Source organism: Autumnicola musiva (genome assembly GCF_031846585.1).
GTDB lineage: Bacteria > Bacteroidota > Bacteroidia > Flavobacteriales > Flavobacteriaceae > Autumnicola > Autumnicola musiva.
In genome coordinates this window covers 335,230-353,528 of sequence record NZ_JAVRHK010000002.1, presented here as the reverse complement: position 1 = coordinate 353,528, position 18,299 = coordinate 335,230, and the positions used below count along the sequence as shown (strand labels likewise).

Sequence of the window (18,299 nt, the reverse complement as noted above, 5' to 3'; positions counted from 1 at the left end):
ATTTTTAAATTTTAAAGTATCTATGGCGCTTTACCAGGAACAAAGCTTAAAGATTTATAATTCCATGACGGGTGAAAAAGAAACTTTTACCCCTATTAATGAAGGCAATGTAGGAATGTATGTTTGCGGCCCCACGGTTTACAGTAATGTACACCTCGGGAACTGCCGCACATTTATTTCTTTCGACCTTGTTTTCAGATATCTCAGGCATTTGGGATATAAGGTGCGTTACGTTAGGAATATTACTGATGCGGGACACCTTGAAAACGACGCTGAAACAGGAGAAGACAGGATTGCCAAAAAAGCACGCCTGGAACAAATTGAACCTATGGAAGTGGTACAGCGTTACACCATAGATTTTCATAATATCCTTGAGAAATTCAACAACCTTCCTCCAAGCATCGAGCCCACAGCTACAGGACATATTGTAGAACAAATCGAAATAATTAAAACCATTATCGATAAAGGTTTTGGCTACGAGGCCAATGGATCTGTATATTTTGATGTTCTTAAATTTAATAAAGAGCATAACTACGGGAGACTTAGCGGCAGGTCTATTGAAGACATGATTGCAAATACAAGGGAACTTGCAGCACAAAGCGACAAAAAAAATCCGCAGGATTTCGCCCTTTGGAAAAAAGCGGAACCACAGCATATTATGCGCTGGCCTTCCCCATGGAGCGATGGCTTTCCTGGATGGCACCTGGAATGTACAGTGATGAGCACAAAATATTTGGGAGAAGAATTCGATATTCACGGAGGCGGAATGGATTTGAAATTTCCGCATCATGAATGTGAAATTGCCCAGGGAGAAGCAGCAACAGGATTAAATCCGGTGAATTACTGGATGCACGCCAATATGCTTACCCTCAATGGCAAGAAAATGGCAAAAAGTACCGGCAATAATATTCTTCCAAATGAAATATTTAGCGGAAACAATGATGTACTAGATAAAGCATTTTCTCCAAATGTGACGAGATTTTTTATTCTTCAGGCACATTACAGAAGTATTCTTGACTTTTCAAATGAAGCACTTTCTGCCAGCGAAAAAGGCTTTAACCGGCTTATGGAGGCTTATCGTTCCATTCAAGAACTACCGGCAGGTAAGACTTCTTCGTTTTCTTTTGAAGAATGGAAGCAGTCCTGCTACGAAGCCATGAATGATGACTTTAATAGTCCGATTTTAATTGCAAAACTTTTTGATGCGGTTAGAATCATCAATAATATCAAAGAAGGTAACGAACAAATTACCCTGGAAGATAAAGCAAATCTTACTCAAAGCATGTCGGCATTTATGTTTGATGTTCTTGGGCTGAAGGAAGGTGAAGAGAAAGCTAATAAAGGGGGTGATAAGCTTTCGGGTACTGTTGAACTTTTAATTGGATTAAGAGCCGAAGCAAGGGCCAATAAAGATTTTTCAACCAGTGATAAAATTCGTGACCAACTGCAGGAAATGGGTATTCAGCTTAAAGACGGTAAAGACGGTACTACATTTTCTTTAAATTAATATGAAAAGGATATGACCAATGATCAATAAAATACTGGCATATCCTTTTATTTATCTGGTTAGGCTTTATCAAAAGTTTATATCACCAATCACACCTGCCACCTGCCGCTATTCCCCTACCTGTTCCCAATATACGCTAACGGCATTGCAACGCTTCGGGTTTATTAGAGGCACATGGCTGGGAATAAAAAGGATTCTAAGTTGTAATCCCTGGGGAGGCTCAGGCTACGATCCCGTGCCTACAAAATCTGAAGGGAAATAACATGGTGGAAACGCTCAAATATGTATCTTTACTTTTCCAATCTTAAAGTACCTCTAATGCTATTTAATGCTATACACTGGAATCCCTCAGAAGGTTTTGATCTGGGATTTTTCACGCTTCATTACTACAGTTTGATGTTCCTTATTGCCTTTGGCCTTGGTTGGTATATAATGAAAAGCATCTATGTAAGAGAGGGCATAGAAATTGAAAAACTGGATTCTCTCTTTATTTATACCGTACTCGCCACATTGATTGGAGCAAGGCTAGGACACGTTATTTTCTATGATTGGGATTATTTTCAGCATCATCTTCTGGAAATTTTTCTTCCGGTAAGATTTGAACCGGAATTCCAGTTCACGGGATTCAGAGGCCTTGCCAGCCATGGCGCTGCTATAGGAATTATTACCGCTATGTTTCTGTATAAAAAAAGGGTGCTGGATAAGCCGGTTTTATGGACTTTAGACCGTGTTGTTATTCCTGTAGCCTGTGGAGGAATATTTGTAAGAATAGGAAACTTCATGAATTCTGAAATAATAGGCAAGCCCACACATAGTGATTACGGGGTTATTTTCGCGAAATTAGGTGAAAATTTTCCCAGACATCCTGCTCAATTATATGAGTCTGCCTGTTATGTTTTAATTTTTGTATTTCTATGGTACCTATACTGGAAAACTGAAAAAAGATTTAAAATTGGGTATATTTTCGGGATGTTCCTGGTGCTGTTATGGACGGTACGCTTCTTTATTGAATTTATAAAAGAAGCTCAGGTAGAAGAAAGAGCTACATGGCTGCTGAATACCGGCCAATGGCTTAGCGTTCCTTTTATTCTTGCTGGCTTTTATTTTATGTATCGCCCCGGAAAGCAAAGAAGAACAGCATGATCAGAAAAAATCACCTATTGATTATAATCTTAGCGGGATCAATTCTTGCTTCCTGTAAAAATTCTTCAGACGAAAATGAACCTATAGAAGACCCTGTTGAATTTACCAGTGAAGGCGAACTTTATCTTATAAAAGCCGAAGGAGACACTATTCAAAAGCTTGACATAGAAATTGCCGACAATGATTATGAAAGGGAGACAGGGCTTATGTACCGTACTGAAATGGCCGAGAACAGAGGAATGCTCTTTGTTTATAATAATGCGACTCTCCACAATTTCTACATGAAAAACACTTATATTCCGCTGGACCTCATCTTCTATGGGTCCGATAGTACCGTGGTGAGCCTTCAGGAGAATGCAGAACCACTTAATGAAAAAAACCTGCCTTCAGGAAAACCGGCTCAATTTATCCTGGAGATTAATGCCGGACTGGTTGAAAAGTGGAATATTGAAACCGGCGATAGGTTTTCCGCAGTAAGAATTCCTTAGGATAACTTCATCTAAAAGCTAATCACAGGTTAATTTTCTGCGGTAATACAGGTGTTCCTGCTAATTTAAAATACTGCAATTAATGAAAATAAACCTTATCATTGGATTTTTTTGTTCAGTGCTATATACTTCCGGACAGGAAAATAGCGATCGGCATATCTTTTTCCTTCATAACAGATTTCTGGAAACTCATGCCTTAAATGAAGCTCATCCGGACTTTGGCCTGGTTGAATATCAGGAGATTATTTCCAGGTTTACAAAAAGTGGATTTACTGTAATTAGCGAAAAGAGAAACGGAAATGTTAATGCAAGAGATTATGCCTTTACAGTTCTAACTGATATCGATAGCCTGATTAGACACGGAGTTGAACCTCAGAAAATAACTGTTGTTGGAACGTCAAAAGGTGGATATATAGCTCAATATGTCTCAACACTAGCTAATAATCCCGATCTGAATTTTGTATTTATTGGGAGTTTTAGAAATGGTGATATCCAAAATATACCAGAAATCAACTATTGCGGTAATATTTTAACTATTTATGAAAAATCCGATCCATTTGGAGTTTCGGCAATTGAAAGAAAAGCAACTTCAAACTGCGAAATCAAGCATTTTAAAGAAGTAGAACTAAATACAGCAATGGGACATGGGTTTTTATTCAAACCTTTGAAAGAATGGATTGAACCAACAATTGAATGGGCGAAAGAAAATTATATGCTGGATTAGAAACCATAGATAATTTACAGAAAAAATTATGCCGTAGTTCTTCATATTCCTTCCGATGCTCTTCATCGCACCCCTATATTTTAGCCATCAGAACTTCCATTTAGATGAATAAATCCTAAGGACCTGCAGAAAATAAAAAAGGCTCCCCTTGCGGAGAGCCTTTTAATAATTGTGAATAATTTAATTAAGCTGTTGTAGTTTCAGCTTCTTCTGTTTTCTTCTTTTTTTCGATTTTTGATTTATCCGTAACACTGTCAAACATTACAGGAGTTGCTATAAAAATCGAAGAATAAGTACCTACAATTACACCTATTATAAGAGCAAACATAAATCCTCTGATGCTTTCTCCTCCAAAAATAAAGATGGCAAGCAGCACTATTAATGTGGTAAGAGAGGTGTTTAACGTACGGCTTAATGTACTGTTCAGGGCGCTGTTCACCGTTTTGCCTAAAGGCCAGGTGGCGTGCTCCTGTACAAATTCCCTAATCCTGTCAAATACCACCACGGTATCGTTAAGAGAATAACCAATAACAGTTAGAATTGCAGCGATGAATGCCTGATTAATTTCCATACTAAAAGGCATAATCCTGTAAAGCAACGAAAATATACCTAAAACTATTAAAACGTCATGGAAAACAGCCGCAACAGCTCCCAAACTAAATTGCCATTTTCTGAATCTTAGTAGGATATAAAGAAACACCACTATAAGCGATCCAAGTACCGCCCAGAATGAAGCACTTTTAATATCATCGGCAATGGTGGGACCAACTTTCATAGACTGCATGATACCCACCTCTTTCTGATCGGAACCATCAGTAAAATCTTCATAAGTTATATCAGCAGGAAGATAAGACTGCAAAGCCTCAAAAAGTGTCTGCTGAATTTCTTCATCTACCTGGGAGCCTTCATCCTCTACCCTGTAGTTAGTGGTAATTTTTAACTGATTATTAGGTCCGAAAGTTTTTGCTTCGGCATTACCAAATACATTAACAAGATCTCCTTCCACTTCAGTAGGATTTACATCCTGATCAAACCTCACGGTATAAGTTCTACCTCCAACAAAATCTACTCCCAAGTTCAAATTCTGAACAAAAAGAGATCCTATGCTAATAATAATAAAAAGACCAGAGACGATGTAAGCTATTTTTCTCTTTTTGAGAAAATCAATATTGATGTTGGTAAGCAAATTTTTAGTTACTCCTGTAGAAAACGGTAAAGATTTACCGTTCTTACCATAGCCATCAATAAACAACCTGGTAATAAAAATTGCGGTAAACAAAGAAGTTGCAATACCAATAAGCAAAGTAGTCGCAAAACCTTTAATAGGTCCTGTTCCTAAAATTAACAATATAAACCCGGTAAGTCCTGTGGTAATATTGGCATCAAGAATAGAAGACAAAGCATTGCTGAAACCATCTTTAATAGCTTCAGCCTGGCTTTTACCTTTTGCAAGCTCTTCTTTAATCCTTTCAAAAATAAGTACGTTAGCATCTACAGACATACCAATAGTTAAAACAATACCTGCAATACCGGGTAATGTAAGTACAGCTCCAAGTCCGGCAAGTATTCCGAAGATAAAGAGGATGTTTACTACAAGTGCAATATCTGCAAACCAACCCGCTTTACCGTAGTAAAAAATCATCCATATTAGCACAAAAACAAGCGCAATTAGAAATGAATTTATACCGCTGTTGATTGCTTCCTGTCCTAAAGACGGACCTACAATTTCACTCTGAATTATTTCTGCGGAAGCAGGAAGTTTACCTGCACGAAGTACATTGGCCAAATCCTGACCTTCAGTTATAGAAAAATCTCCCGTAATTTCACTTCTTCCTCCTGCAATAGGCCCGGTGGAAACACCCGGGGCAGAATATACTATATTATCAAGCACTATAGCAATATTGCTTTGCTGGCTGGAAGCCTGTCCGGTCATTTCTTCCCACATCCTGGCTCCTCTTCCATCCATTTGCATAGAAACAGCCACCCTGCCTAATTGGTCGTAAGTCTGCTGCGCATCGGTAATAACACTTCCGCTAAGTGGTGGCTCCATATTGCGGTTGCCTTTAAGGGCGTATAGCCCAACTGTTCCCGTTTCTTCGTCAGGAACTCCCCAAACAAATTTAGCATAACGATGCTCTGCAGGAAGTAAGGAACGAACCTGCGACTCACTTAAATATTCATTCACTTTAGCAGTATCTGCAACTGCAAAAGTGGCCAATACAGGACTTCCCTGAAATCCAGGGGATTTAATCAATTCAAAAAGTGGATTATTGCCTGCTGCAACATCAGTAGTATCTTCAGCATCAGCTAAAAGTTCACTTAAATCATCATCTTCAGCGGCAGTTTGAGTGGTATCCGTTTCAGCAGCGGTTGTTTCCTCTGCCTGATTTCCAACAACATCGGCTAAAACCGTGTTTGCTTCATAAAGAAAATTACCAAGTTCAGTATTTTTATAAACATGCCAGAATTCAAGCTGAGCTGTACTTTGCAAAAGATTTTTGATCCTGGTTACATCTTTAGCACCGGGAAGCTCCACAAGAATTCTTCCTGAATTCCCCAATCTCTGGATATTAGGCTGGGTAACTCCAAATTTATCAATACGCTTCCTCAAAACTTCAAAAGCAGAAGTTATAGATTCATCAACTCTTTCCCTGATGACTCCCTCTACTTCCTGATTAGACATATCAGGATTAATTTCATCACTTAAAGCTTTATTGAAAAATACATCCGGCGAGGCAAGACTTGCATCGGGAATACTATTAAATTCTTCGAAAAACAGATCAATATAGTCCTCCTGACTGTCGGTTTGAGCCTCATCGGCCTGGGCAATAGCCTGGTTAAATGCAGGATCATTGGTATTATCGGCAAGTCCCCTTAAAATATCCCTAACCGAAATTTGAAGAATTACGTTAATTCCTCCCTTAAGGTCAAGCCCTTTGTTAAGTTCCTTTTCCTTAGCTTCATTATAGGTGATCCCTGCAATTACTTCTTCATTTCCAATAGAATCGAGATACCTCTGCTCTCTAATATCCCTAACATCGGAGTAATCTTCTACCCCTTCTCCAACTTCCTGAACAGCAAATTCTTCAGCTTCTTCTTCAACCTCGGCGGTAATGAAGGTAAAAGACAACTGATAAAGACATACTAATCCAAATAAAATTGCAAAAACTTTAATGAGTCCCTTGTTCTGCATTATTCCTTAAATTATAATTAAATAGGTCATTTTTAAAAACGGACAAATATAGGGTTTCGAAAATGAAATCCCAATATTTTCTTTTTGAATATTTTAACTTTTTCAGCATAAAAAAAGACCACCGCAAAGTGGTCTTTTTCATTATTATTTCAGCTTATAATAGGCTTTTAAACCTCAAGTAAACCGTTGGTTTTCTTCACGCCTTCTGCACTTTCTGTCATTTTATTCATTTCAGCATCATTCAGCTCAATTTCCACAATTTTCTCAAGCCCGTTTTTCCCTAATATTGCAGGCACTCCTATACAAAGGTCATTGAGCCCATATTCTCCCTCCAGAAGGGCAGAACATGGGAATAATTTTTTCTGATCGCACGCAATTGCCTGCACCAATCCTGATACTGCGGCACCCGGTGCATACCAGGCGCTTGTACCCAATAATTTGGTTAATGTAGCTCCTCCCACTTTGGTATCTTCAGAAACCTGATTTAGCCTTTCTTCTGATAAAAATGCAGTAACCGGCACACTATTGCGGGTAGCCAGCCTGGTAAGCGGTACCATTCCGGTATCACTATGACCGCCAATCACCATTCCATCAACATCTGAAGGAGGACATTCCAGAGCTTCACTTAATCTATATTTAAACCGTGCACTGTCCAGAGCCCCTCCCATTCCTATAATTTTATTCTTAGGAAGTTTTGTGGTTTTATGAACAAGGTAAGTCATGGTATCCATTGGATTACTCACAACTATAAGAGTTACATCGGGCGAGTGCTTTATAAGGTTTGAAGCCACTTCTTTTACAATTCCCGCATTTATACCTATTAATTCTTCCCTGGTCATTCCTGGTTTCCTGGGAATACCACTTGTAATAACGGCAACATCACTTCCCGCAGTTTTGGAATAATCATTGGTACTTCCGGTAATTTTAGTATCAAATCCATTAAGGGAAGCTGTTTGCATAAGGTCCATTGCTTTACCTTCAGCATACCCCTCTTTGATATCTACTAAAACAACTTCTGAAGCGAAATTCTTGATGGCAACATATTCTGCACAACTGGCACCTACTGCACCTGCTCCTACTATTGTAACTTTCATTCTTTAATATTATTTATCGATTAGTAACTGGCACTAAAATACAAATAATGTTAATGCTTTTATAATAATGAATGGTTAAAGTCCCCGGTCTTATATCCTAAAATGTAAACCTAAATTAAGATTGAAAAATCTTCCCGCAGTCGCCATTGTGCTGATTTTGAACCGGTTTAAATAAATATTGAAACCGATATCTCCTTTAAATTGCGCTTCAGAATCCCCTAAGGAGCCAAGAGCTGAATTTATATCTGATAAGGCCGCTCCACTTCCTTCCATCATATAGGCAAAATTTGAACTGGCTACTCCTAAGGCGCCGAAAATTTCAAAATCGGCATATCTTTTTGAACCCAGTAGTTCTGCAACCCACACATCGGCATCAACTTCTATGGCATTCAGTTCCACCAGAGGTTGAAGATCAAGAGGAGTGAATTCATACTGGATATCAAACAAACTATATGCAACAAAGGCCGAAAATTGAAAATCTTCAGGTTCGTTAAACCTTAGATACTGGCTGAAATTATGTTTTACTCCTGCTCCATAAGTATTAACCTTTACATCGCCTACGGTAATTGCAGGCATTAGCCTTACAGCGAATTCTGTTTCTGCAGGCAAACCAACAGTAATCTGGGCAAAAGGATGCCCTACAAGGCTTTTATCTATCCCTTCTATAGCCTCAAAATCAAATGGAAAATCCCCCAGAGCTGATTCATAAACTCCTTCAAAGACAACTTCGGAAGAAGAGCCAAAAGCAGTAGGCACTACTGCCCTGGATTCATCTCCTCTTATTGTAAGCACCTCCAGGTTATCAATAATATAATTTTTTCGACTATTGGGAACAAACACAGCATTTCCGTGAACAGAGACTTCAAATTGCCAGGGATCCATTGATTGGGCAGAAGAAAACCAGCCTCCATTTGCCTGATAGGCAACACTATTAGCCGCAGGGTCTGCAAAGCCATCAGCGATACGAAGTAAGTCTGCCACGATAAGATCCTGATTATCCTGGGAATAACAATTAAAAGAAAATAAAAAGCTTAATAAAAAAACAGATTTGTAAATTATTTTCATAGGTCGTTAAATTTGGGTTGACCGTAAAAATAATAAATTTTCAGCTTGCTACAGAAATTCATAAAATAAACAGGCCTGCAAATTTGCAGGCCTGTCACAATAGAATATATTACATGTTTTTATGCATCAATATTGGCATATTTCGCATTTTTCTCTATAAATTCTCTACGGGGAGGCACTTCATCACCCATTAGCATAGAGAAAATCCTGTCTGCTTCACTGCTATTATCAATAGTAACCTGTCTAAGTTTCCGGCGTTCGGGATCCATTGTTGTATCCCATAGTTGTTCTGCATTCATCTCTCCCAGACCTTTATAACGCTGAATTTGAATTCCTCCGCTGTAGCTTTGTGCAATTTCATCACGTGCTTCTTCAGACCAGGCATATTGTTTTTTACTTCCTTTCTTTACAAGATATAATGGCGGAGTGGCAATATAAATATGCCCACCCTCAATTAATTCCTTCATATAACGGTAAAAGAAGGTAAGAATAAGTGTTTCAATATGACTACCATCAACATCGGCATCACACATTATCACAATCTTGTGATAGCGCAACTTAGATAAATTTAAAGCTTTACTATCCTCTTCGGTCCCAATAGTTACACCAAGGGCAGTATAGATATTTTTAATTTCCTCGTTATCAAAAACGCGGTGTGTCATTGCCTTTTCTACATTCAGGATTTTACCCCTTAGAGGAAGAATAGCCTGAAATTTCCTGTCTCTTCCCTGTTTTGCGGTACCCCCTGCAGAATCACCCTCTACAAGAAATACTTCGCATTGCGCAGGATCCTGCTCTGAGCAGTCAGATAGTTTCCCGGGCAAACCACCAATACTCATGGCAGTTTTACGCTGAACCATTTCCCGCGCTTTCTTGGCCGCGTTCCTAGCCTGAGCTGCAAGAATTACTTTCTGAACTATAGTTTTAGCGTCATTGGGGTTTTCTTCCAGATAATTTTCAAGCATTTCTGAAACCGCCTGGGAGACTGCAGAAGTCACTTCCCTGTTCCCCAGCTTGGTTTTGGTTTGCCCTTCAAACTGTGGCTCCCCTACTTTTACTGAAATAATTGCAGTAAGACCTTCCCTAAAATCATCCCCCGTAATTTCAAATTTTAATTTATCCAGCATTCCTGAAGCATCGGCATACTTCTTAAGGGTGGATGTTAAACCTCTGCGGAAACCGGAAAGGTGAGTTCCACCTTCGTGAGTATTGATATTGTTTACGTAGGAGTGCAGGTTTTCATTAAAAGAAGTATTATAAACCATAGCTACTTCCACAGGAATATCATTCTTCTCACCTTCCATAGAGATAACCTCTCCAATAATAGGCTCACGGTTACCGTCTAAAAATCGTACAAATTCCTTTAATCCCTCCTCCGAAAAGAAAGTTTCAGTTATAAATTCACCTTTTTCATCAGTAGATCTTTTATCAGTAAGAATGATGGTAAGTCCCTTGTTTAAGAAAGCAAGCTCCCGCATTCTGCTGGCAAGGGTGTCATAATTATATTCAGTGGTTTGCTGAAAAATACTTGAATCGGGCTTAAAAGTAACTATAGTTCCGCTTAGCTCTGTTTCACCAACAGGTTTCACGGGATAAAGAGGCTTGCCCAGTTCATATGCCTGCTCCCAAATTTGCCCATCCCTGTAAACCGTGGCCTTAAGTGAGGCAGAAAGTGCGTTCACACAACTTACCCCTACTCCGTGCAGACCTCCGGAAACTTTATAAGAATCCTTATCAAATTTACCACCGGCACCAATTTTTGTCATTACGACCTCAAGAGCGGAAACACCTTCCTTTTTATGAAGATCAATAGGAATACCCCTGCCGTTATCTTCAGTAGTTACAGAATTATCTTCGTTTATAACTACTTTAATGGTATCACAATGACCAGCCAGGGCTTCGTCAATAGAATTGTCTACTACTTCGTAAACCAAATGATGGAGACCTCTTATCCCGGTATCTCCAATATACATTGAAGGGCGCATGCGCACATGCTCCATACCCTCCAGGGCCTGTATACTGTCTGCCGAGTAGAGTTTTTTCTTGGCTTCTTCGCTCATGTATTTTGTAAATTAAATTCGTGTAATTTTGGTAACGAACAAATATAACAAAACCGGCCTTTTTAGACTGAAAGTGCGAAGCTTAAAGGCCTGAAGTTATTAACAATTTATGTGGAAAAAACCCGTAGCGAACCGGTTAAAAAACCGGACCACCACGGGTTAACAAACCACACGAAACTTTTTGCCTAAACTTTGGCTAATTCTTCTAATTGTTTTTTAGCTGTTGAAGCTACGTGAGAAGTGTTTGCTCTTCCACTGGGGTCTAAATCTGCCTGCCATTTTGGAACCCACTTTTTCACTGTTTTTGCAGCACTTTCCTGTGGAAAATGGCTGTGAAAGATTTCCCTGTAAAAATAGGCTTCTTTAGTTGCAGGAGTATTAAATGGATATTTTTCTTCTGCTGCCGCCAACTGCGCATCACTTATTTGTGCTGAAGCATGGGCAATAAGTTCATCTATCCAGTTGTAACCCACACCATCGCTAAATTGTTCTTTTTGTCTCCACAGTACCTCATCTGGTAAAAATGGGCGCTCCGGAGTATCAAATGCCTTACGCAGTATAAATTTTTCCACACCATCATATGTCTTTGGCATTTTTTCAGAAGGCTCTGTTTCCATGGCTACCTTAAGAAATCCTTTATCCAGGAATGGAACACGCGCCTCAAGCCCGTGAGCCATGGTAGATTTATCTGCCCTTAAACAATCTGCCGTGGCAAGCCGTTGTACCCTGCGAATTGTTTCTTTCTGAAACTCTTCAGGAGATGGAGCATTTTTAAAATAAAGGTAACCCCCAAAGATCTCATCAGCACCTTCACCTGAAAGCACCACTTTCACCCCTTTATCTGTAATCCCTTTTGAAAGAAAGTACATAGGTGTACTTGCTCTTATAGAAGTCACATCGTATGTTTCCAGGTGCCATACCAGTTTTTTAAGAATTTCTATACCCTCTTCAACAGTAAAGTATAGTTCTGAATGCTCTGTACCCAGGAAGTCGGCTACTTTTCTCGCCGCTATTAAATCGGGAGCATTTTCATCCAGCCCAATAGAGAAGGAATGTAATTTCTGCCCAGATCCTTCCATTAAACGTGCTGCAATAGATGATGTTAAAGAAGAATCCAAACCTCCGCTTAGTAGCACTCCAAGGGGCACATCTGCCATTAAACGTTTTTTTGTTGCCTCTATTAAGCTTTCCCTGATTTTTGACAAATCCAGTGCTTTATTTCCTTTTTTATAATCGTACCAATCGGGAGTGTAATATTCCACAAAGCCTGTTTCCGGAGTATAATAGTGTCCCGGAGGAAAAGCTGCAAAGCTGGAACATTGATCTGCAAGAGCTTTCATTTCACTGGCAAACCATATGGCACCATCATCATCTGTTCCGTAATAAAGAGGTTTAACTCCAATTGGATCGCGTGCTACAATAAAATCTTTACCGCGTACCACTACAAAAGAAAACACCCCGTCCAGTTTATCAAGAAAATCGTAACCATATTCTTCATATAAATGAACGATAACCTCTGAATCTCCCGTGGTCCTGAAAGTATGATCTTTTAACTCATTATCACGAAGTGACTGGTGATTATATATTTCCCCATTATGTATCATCCAGGCATCTGAAGTTCCCTGGATAGGTTGTTTACCTGTTTCTAAATCTACAATAGAAAGTCTTTCGTGACTAAGAATATAACCTTCTTTGGTTACATGCACATCGCTCTCGTCTGGCCCCCTGTGAGACATTCTTTTAGAAAGACTACTTACTTTCTCTTCACTTAATCGATCTCCGATTACTGCTAAAATTCCACACATGTCGTTTGCTTTATTAATTTGATACAAATATGGACGGAAGGTTACACTAATTAAACACAACCAGATACATTGGTTTCAAACGACAACATTAAATATGATATTTACACTAATATTAAAATCATTATATGCTTTTCTCTGTATAAAATTAACAGATGTAAAATTTCTGAATTTTAACAGCACCTAAATAGTATTTTAACAATAATGCCGATACACCTGTGTATCTTTATAGAAATTTTGAAATTAAACATAATCACACCGTAATGAAAAAAGTTTTAATAGCAGTAATAGGAATAATGCTAAGCACCGGACTTACCACCGCGCAGGCTCAGAACAGCACTTCTGAAACACCTAACTTTTCTAAACTAGATGCCAGTCCCATGGATTTGGCGCTCTACAGGAATCCGGACAATGAACCTATAGCAAGAGTAATTTACAGCCGTCCTCAAAGAAGAGATAGAGAAGTATTTGGGAAATTAGTGCCGTATGGCGAAGTATGGCGTACAGGTGCCAATGAAGCTACCGAACTTACCCTATACAAAGATCTGCAGGTAGCCGGGGAAACTGTACCACAAGGAACTTACACTCTATACACAATTCCAAAAGAAAATGAATGGACTGTAATCCTGAACAAAAAAACACATACGTGGGGAGCTTATGAATATTCAAGTGAACAGGATTTTGTAAGAATTAGTGTGCCGGCAAGAAAAGCTCCAAATAATATAGAAGCTTTGTCCATGGCTTTTGAACAGATAGATAACGGTGCCAACCTTTTAATAGGCTGGGACGATCGTTATGTGAAAATTCCTTTTAAAGAGACTATGTAAATAGTATTCTTTTAAAGCTAAGCGGCTGTCAAAAAAGTTGAAAATCGTCATCCTGAAATTAATTCCTGATTTTAAGAAGTTGAAACAACTTCAGCTTGACGAAAATCAGCCTTTTAGACAGCCGCTTTTTTATGGGATATTTAAATATTTATGAGTTTGCAGCGAGACCTTCCATTTTGGATTCTGCATTACATAATCCACAATAATCGGCATCATCTTATCCCGGTTACTCCATTCCGGCTGAAGATAAAGGATACAATCTTTATTAACTTTTTCTGCCTGTTCTTCGGCAAATTTAAAATCGTGTTTATTGAAGATGATTACCTTCAACTCATTCGCCACTTCATAAATTTCTTCAGTAGGCAATTTAATTTTCTTCGGAGAAAGGCAAATCCAGTCCCATATACCTGTTAATTTATATGCTCCTGAAGTTTCTATATGAGTATTGCAATCTTTAGCTTTTAAGGCTTCAGTAATTTTAGTCATATCCCACGTGAGCGGTTCTCCCCCGGTAATTACCACCGTTTTGCTTAAGGAACTCGCTTTTTCCACAATTTCACCAATATGGGTAGGCGGATGAAGCTCAGCATTCCAGCTTTCCTTTACATCACACCAGTGACAGCCAACATCACAGCCTCCTATTCTTATAAAATAGGCCGCCGTTCCTTTATAAAATCCTTCTCCCTGAATGGTATAAAAATCTTCCATCAACGGAAGCATAATACCTTCATCAACCAATGCCTGTGTCTCTTTTGTAATCATAGCATGCAAAGATACAGAATTTCATATTTTTAAGCCGTACTTCCCACCTAATTTGACTAATCTATAATAAGTGCATTTTGCACGGTATTATTTTCTTGTGAAAAATCTACTAAAAACCCATTTATCACTGCATACTCTAATTCTCCATCCTTCTGAAGGAAGAAATCAGGTTGTAAATTTTCCGGAATTTCGAATTCTTCAGCTACAAGATTAATGGGTAATTCGGTAAAATCTTCATCCGGCAGTTCACTTAAAGTTACATAAGCATAACCTTCTTTCAGTATTCCGGAAATATTTTTCTGCTGAAGCTCAGCCAGATTTTGAAAAGTCTCCGGATAAACCTTACCATCTATTAATTTATAACCTGAAGCATCCAATTCTTTATAGCCAAAAAACGTAGAAAGGTCTCCCCGGTCTGTAATATATGCATCGTAATAATAATCCATTTCTCCGTACTGCACTTCGCGACGATTAATTCCCAAATCTAAAATAAATTCTTTCCCCAATAACTTATAAGTAAGCCCGGTAAGTTTTAAATCATAAAGCTTCCGGTCGTTATTGGGGATTTCTTCATATTTGGAAATATCAGCATTTTTATAATCTCCCTCAGCAATAGAAAATACAGCGGTGAGAATAGAAACAAAATTTAATTTTCTGATCTCCTGCTTTTCGGGATCGTTTGGGTAACCGCCAGATTCAATTAAAATGGTACTGGTACCCCATTTTTGGATATTATCTCCAAAAGCACGCGGCTCAAAATCATCATTATAGCGTCCAACCTGCCCGGGAGCATAATCCTGAAGAATCTCGTTCATCTGCACAATTACCTGCATTGCCGCGCCGCGAACGTCATTAATCGATTTTTTGTAGTTAAAGGCAGGTGCCAAATAGGAAATTGTTGCCGGTTTTGATGTTCTTTCTGCATTATAATATGTACTTTGATCATGTAGATTAAAGCCAAAATCAGCTTCCAGGCTGTCGCGAAGCTTTTTTAAAGTTTTACTTTCCGGCGACTGTAAACGCAAAGCATCACGATTAATATCCACCCCTAAAAAATTTCTACGCTGAAAACGCTGCGCGCCATCGGGATTTAACATTGGTAAAAAGTGAAGTTTTACATTTTCCAACATTGTTTCCTTTTCTTCTGAAAAATATTCAGAATCTAAAAAATTGAGGATATCAAAAATAGCCATGGTCGCAGTAGATTCATCGCCATGCATTTGGGACCAAAGGAAGATATCTATATCACCTTTACCCATCGAAATTAACTGAAGCGGTCTGCCTTCTATAGATTCACCAACCTTTCTCACCTGAAAGTTCTCCTTTCGCTTAAAATCATCAATCAAAGGTTGAATTTTAGACTGAGAAAACCGCCGCTTTTCAATTGACGTTTCTTTAAAATCCTCATAGGAATTATACAATTCCTCATAAAGCTTTTTTTCTTGCGCTGAACTAATAAAAATGCCAAAAATACCGCTTAAAAAATATAGGAAATATTTATTCTTAAAATTCATCATTTAATCATCGTTTTTAGGAACCGGCTTAAAATTATGACTTGTAGTTTTTTCACGTACTTTTTGCATAAATTCTTTTCCAGGATCGGTTTTTTGAGTTCGATAGCCCTCGTCTTTCTCCAGCCATAATTTATGCCCTTCAAACTGTGGATATTCGTAATGCCCTAACAGATATTCTATATTATATCTTTCACTTAAATAATTTACCAAATCGATATTCGCTTCTAATTGCGCACTGGTAAGCGGAGTTTCTTTAGTCCCGCCCACGTTTTCCACTCCAATTGCCGTATGATTCAGGCCAATTACGTGCCTGGCCATAATAGTTTCGGGCATCAATCGGTAAATTGTGCCGTCCCTGTCCACAAGAAAATGTGCCGATACATTAAGGCTGCCTGCTCCTGAAATTTCTGTGCGGGAAGTTGGCAATTCCGGATTTACAAATGCATTAAAAGAAGCTTCAAAAGTTGGAATTGCCGTCCAGTGGAGCACCACCATCTTGGGATCGATATTTGGCGTTTTTTGATCCAGCCCATAATGTTCTTTTAAATACTGAAGAGTGAGTTCTTTTCGTTTTTCATTAAAATTTATTGGTTTATCTACTATTTTCTGAGCAAAAACATTTAGCTGAAACAAAAACAGAAAAAGAAAGCTTATGCCTATTCTACTTTTCATATGATTTAAAACTTAAAAAAGGCCGGTTAATGCCGGCCTCTTATTTCTACAATTATTGATCCCACCAGACTTTGCCATAAATACTATCCTCGCCACCAAATTGCCTTTCTATCGCTTCGTAATAATTATCTTCATTATTAAAGGCTTCATTATCGGGATAACTTAAACGAGTTGGAACTGCCATACCGTTTGGTTCTACCAAATCGTTTGGATATCCTGTTCTTCTCCATTCAGACCAGGCTTCATATCCAAACATATAAAGGTGTACCCAACGCTGGTTGGAAATACTTTCAATAGCATTATTCGCATCAAAAGCTATTTCCGGATTATCTAGAAAATCCTCAACACCTTCAGTAGTACCGGTCCATTGCTCTATAGAAACTTCAATCGCCATATTGTAATATTCTTCAACATCTCCTGTAATCCAACCTCGTTCCGTAGCTTCGGCCATAGCAAATAGAACCTGAGCATAGGTAACCAAATAAACAGGTGCATCTTGTTCATAGATATCTGAACCTAATAAAGAAAACTCCTCGGTTTCAGTACCGGTTACCTCTTCTACTCCAAATTCAAGACCAATATATTCACCGGTACTTCTTGTTGGATCTCCATATACTGCTAAACGCGGATCATTAACAGGCTTCATTTCTTCTACTAAAGTTTCGGTAAGCGCCCACCACTCCCGGTTTTGATTTACCACCTGGTCAAACCAGTAATTTTGATTATTGGCATCTGCCAAATGTTGGTACACAAGATTATCGCTGTTGGATTCAAAAACTCCTGCGCTAATTGCTGCATTAAATTCAGCACTTCCCTTTTGGGGGTCAACTTCTGAAAGTCTTAATGCCATAAGCATCCTTACGGTATTGGCAAGTTTCTCCCATTTAGACATATCGCCCCCATAAACAATATCGTTATTGATATTTCCTGATACGATCATATCGCCGGCTTCTTTTAGTTCCTCAAAAAGATCATTGTAAATTTCCTCTTGAGAATCATAAACCGGGGTGTAATTATCGCCTCCCTGAAGGGCATCAAAATAAGGCACATCTCCCCATCTATCGGTAATATTCCAGAAAAAATATGCTTTTAGAATCTTAGCTACAGCTTTTTGATTGGCTACAGGGCCGTCGTTTCCGTTTAAATCTTCAGAATCTATTACAGTCTGTAAATTAATTAATGGACTTTGATATAAGGAGTAAAAACTAGTACTTTCTTGCGGATAAAGGGACTGACCTACATATTGCGTTTCTGCTAGATACTGCGCCATAAAAGCTCCCTTGGGAGATGAGCTTAAACCGGGAAGTGATAATTGAGCACTGGCAATTAACTGGGTACCTGAAGCTTCACTTGGAAGGTTTGGATTAGTATTTATCTCGTCGTCAAACTTGTTACAGCTTAAAATAAATAAACTGCTGAATAATATGATATAAAATCTTTTCATCGTT

At 38.6% G+C, this 18,299-nt stretch carries 15 protein-coding genes; 6 read left to right on the top strand and 9 right to left on the bottom strand.

All coding sequences use genetic code 11. From position 1 onward, the window contains the following. Positions 1-22 precede the first annotated feature (22 nt). The 5 genes from cysS (at position 23) to RM539_RS03995 (ending at position 3,862) form a co-directional block, all read left to right on the top strand. Complete coding sequence (cysS, locus tag RM539_RS04015; RefSeq protein WP_311502146.1) at positions 23-1,507, top strand: cysteine--tRNA ligase; 1,485 nt, start codon at positions 23-25, stop codon at positions 1,505-1,507. Between the two features lie 19 nt (positions 1,508-1,526). After that, a complete protein-coding gene (gene yidD, locus RM539_RS04010; RefSeq protein WP_311502145.1) occupies positions 1,527-1,769 on the top strand; it encodes a membrane protein insertion efficiency factor YidD in 243 nt (80 codons plus the stop codon). Positions 1,770-1,825: 56 nt separating this feature from the next. After that, positions 1,826-2,650 (top strand): prolipoprotein diacylglyceryl transferase, encoded by an 825-nt coding sequence (gene lgt, locus RM539_RS04005; RefSeq protein WP_311502283.1) that lies wholly within the window; start codon positions 1,826-1,828, stop codon positions 2,648-2,650. A 17-nt stretch (positions 2,651-2,667) separates the two neighbouring features. Further along, on the top strand, positions 2,668-3,138 hold the full coding sequence (locus RM539_RS04000) for a DUF192 domain-containing protein (protein WP_311502144.1): 471 nt from the start codon (positions 2,668-2,670) through the stop codon (positions 3,136-3,138). An 82-nt stretch (positions 3,139-3,220) separates the two neighbouring features. Continuing rightward, complete coding sequence (locus RM539_RS03995) at positions 3,221-3,862, top strand: alpha/beta hydrolase (protein WP_311502143.1); 642 nt, start codon at positions 3,221-3,223, stop codon at positions 3,860-3,862. Positions 3,863-4,046: 184 nt separating this feature from the next. On the opposite strand, the gene secDF is transcribed toward RM539_RS03995, so the two are convergent. From secDF to asnB, 5 genes are all read right to left on the bottom strand, one after another. Continuing rightward, the gene (secDF, locus tag RM539_RS03990; RefSeq protein WP_311502142.1) at positions 4,047-7,055 is read right to left on the bottom strand and encodes a protein translocase subunit SecDF; all 3,009 of its coding nucleotides are present in this window, start codon (positions 7,053-7,055) and stop codon (positions 4,047-4,049) included. Between the two features lie 167 nt (positions 7,056-7,222). Then, positions 7,223-8,149 (bottom strand): malate dehydrogenase, encoded by a 927-nt coding sequence (locus RM539_RS03985; RefSeq protein ID WP_311502141.1) that lies wholly within the window; start codon positions 8,147-8,149, stop codon positions 7,223-7,225. A gap of 90 nt (positions 8,150-8,239) precedes the next feature. Continuing rightward, the gene (locus tag RM539_RS03980) at positions 8,240-9,214 is read right to left on the bottom strand and encodes a DUF6588 family protein (protein WP_311502140.1); all 975 of its coding nucleotides are present in this window, start codon (positions 9,212-9,214) and stop codon (positions 8,240-8,242) included. A 119-nt stretch (positions 9,215-9,333) separates the two neighbouring features. After that, positions 9,334-11,274, bottom strand: coding sequence for a DNA topoisomerase (ATP-hydrolyzing) subunit B (gene gyrB, locus RM539_RS03975; protein WP_311502139.1), 1,941 nt, complete (start codon positions 11,272-11,274; stop codon positions 9,334-9,336). 185 nt (positions 11,275-11,459) lie between these two features. Further along, on the bottom strand, positions 11,460-13,079 hold the full coding sequence (gene asnB / locus RM539_RS03970) for an asparagine synthase B (protein WP_311502138.1): 1,620 nt from the start codon (positions 13,077-13,079) through the stop codon (positions 11,460-11,462). Between the two features lie 260 nt (positions 13,080-13,339). On the opposite strand from asnB, the gene RM539_RS03965 reads away from it, so the two are divergent. Beyond that, positions 13,340-13,903 carry a DUF2911 domain-containing protein gene (locus RM539_RS03965; protein WP_311502137.1) on the top strand — a complete coding sequence of 188 codons (564 nt, stop codon included), beginning with the start codon at positions 13,340-13,342 and terminating at the stop codon, positions 13,901-13,903. Between the two features lie 129 nt (positions 13,904-14,032). Here the strand turns inward: RM539_RS03965 and RM539_RS03960 are convergent, their stop codons facing one another. Genes RM539_RS03960 through RM539_RS03945 form a run of 4 tightly spaced genes read right to left on the bottom strand, consistent with a single transcriptional unit; the run spans position 14,033 to position 18,295 of the window. Beyond that, positions 14,033-14,665, bottom strand: coding sequence for a 7-carboxy-7-deazaguanine synthase QueE (locus RM539_RS03960; RefSeq protein WP_311502136.1), 633 nt, complete (start codon positions 14,663-14,665; stop codon positions 14,033-14,035). Between the two features lie 56 nt (positions 14,666-14,721). After that, positions 14,722-16,182 (bottom strand): M14 family metallopeptidase, encoded by a 1,461-nt coding sequence (locus RM539_RS03955; protein ID WP_311502135.1) that lies wholly within the window; start codon positions 16,180-16,182, stop codon positions 14,722-14,724. Beyond that, positions 16,183-16,851 (bottom strand): N-acetylmuramoyl-L-alanine amidase, encoded by a 669-nt coding sequence (locus RM539_RS03950; RefSeq protein WP_311502134.1) that lies wholly within the window; start codon positions 16,849-16,851, stop codon positions 16,183-16,185. 52 nt (positions 16,852-16,903) lie between these two features. Continuing rightward, a complete protein-coding gene (locus RM539_RS03945; RefSeq protein ID WP_311502133.1) occupies positions 16,904-18,295 on the bottom strand; it encodes a SusD/RagB family nutrient-binding outer membrane lipoprotein in 1,392 nt (463 codons plus the stop codon). Positions 18,296-18,299 lie beyond the last annotated feature (4 nt).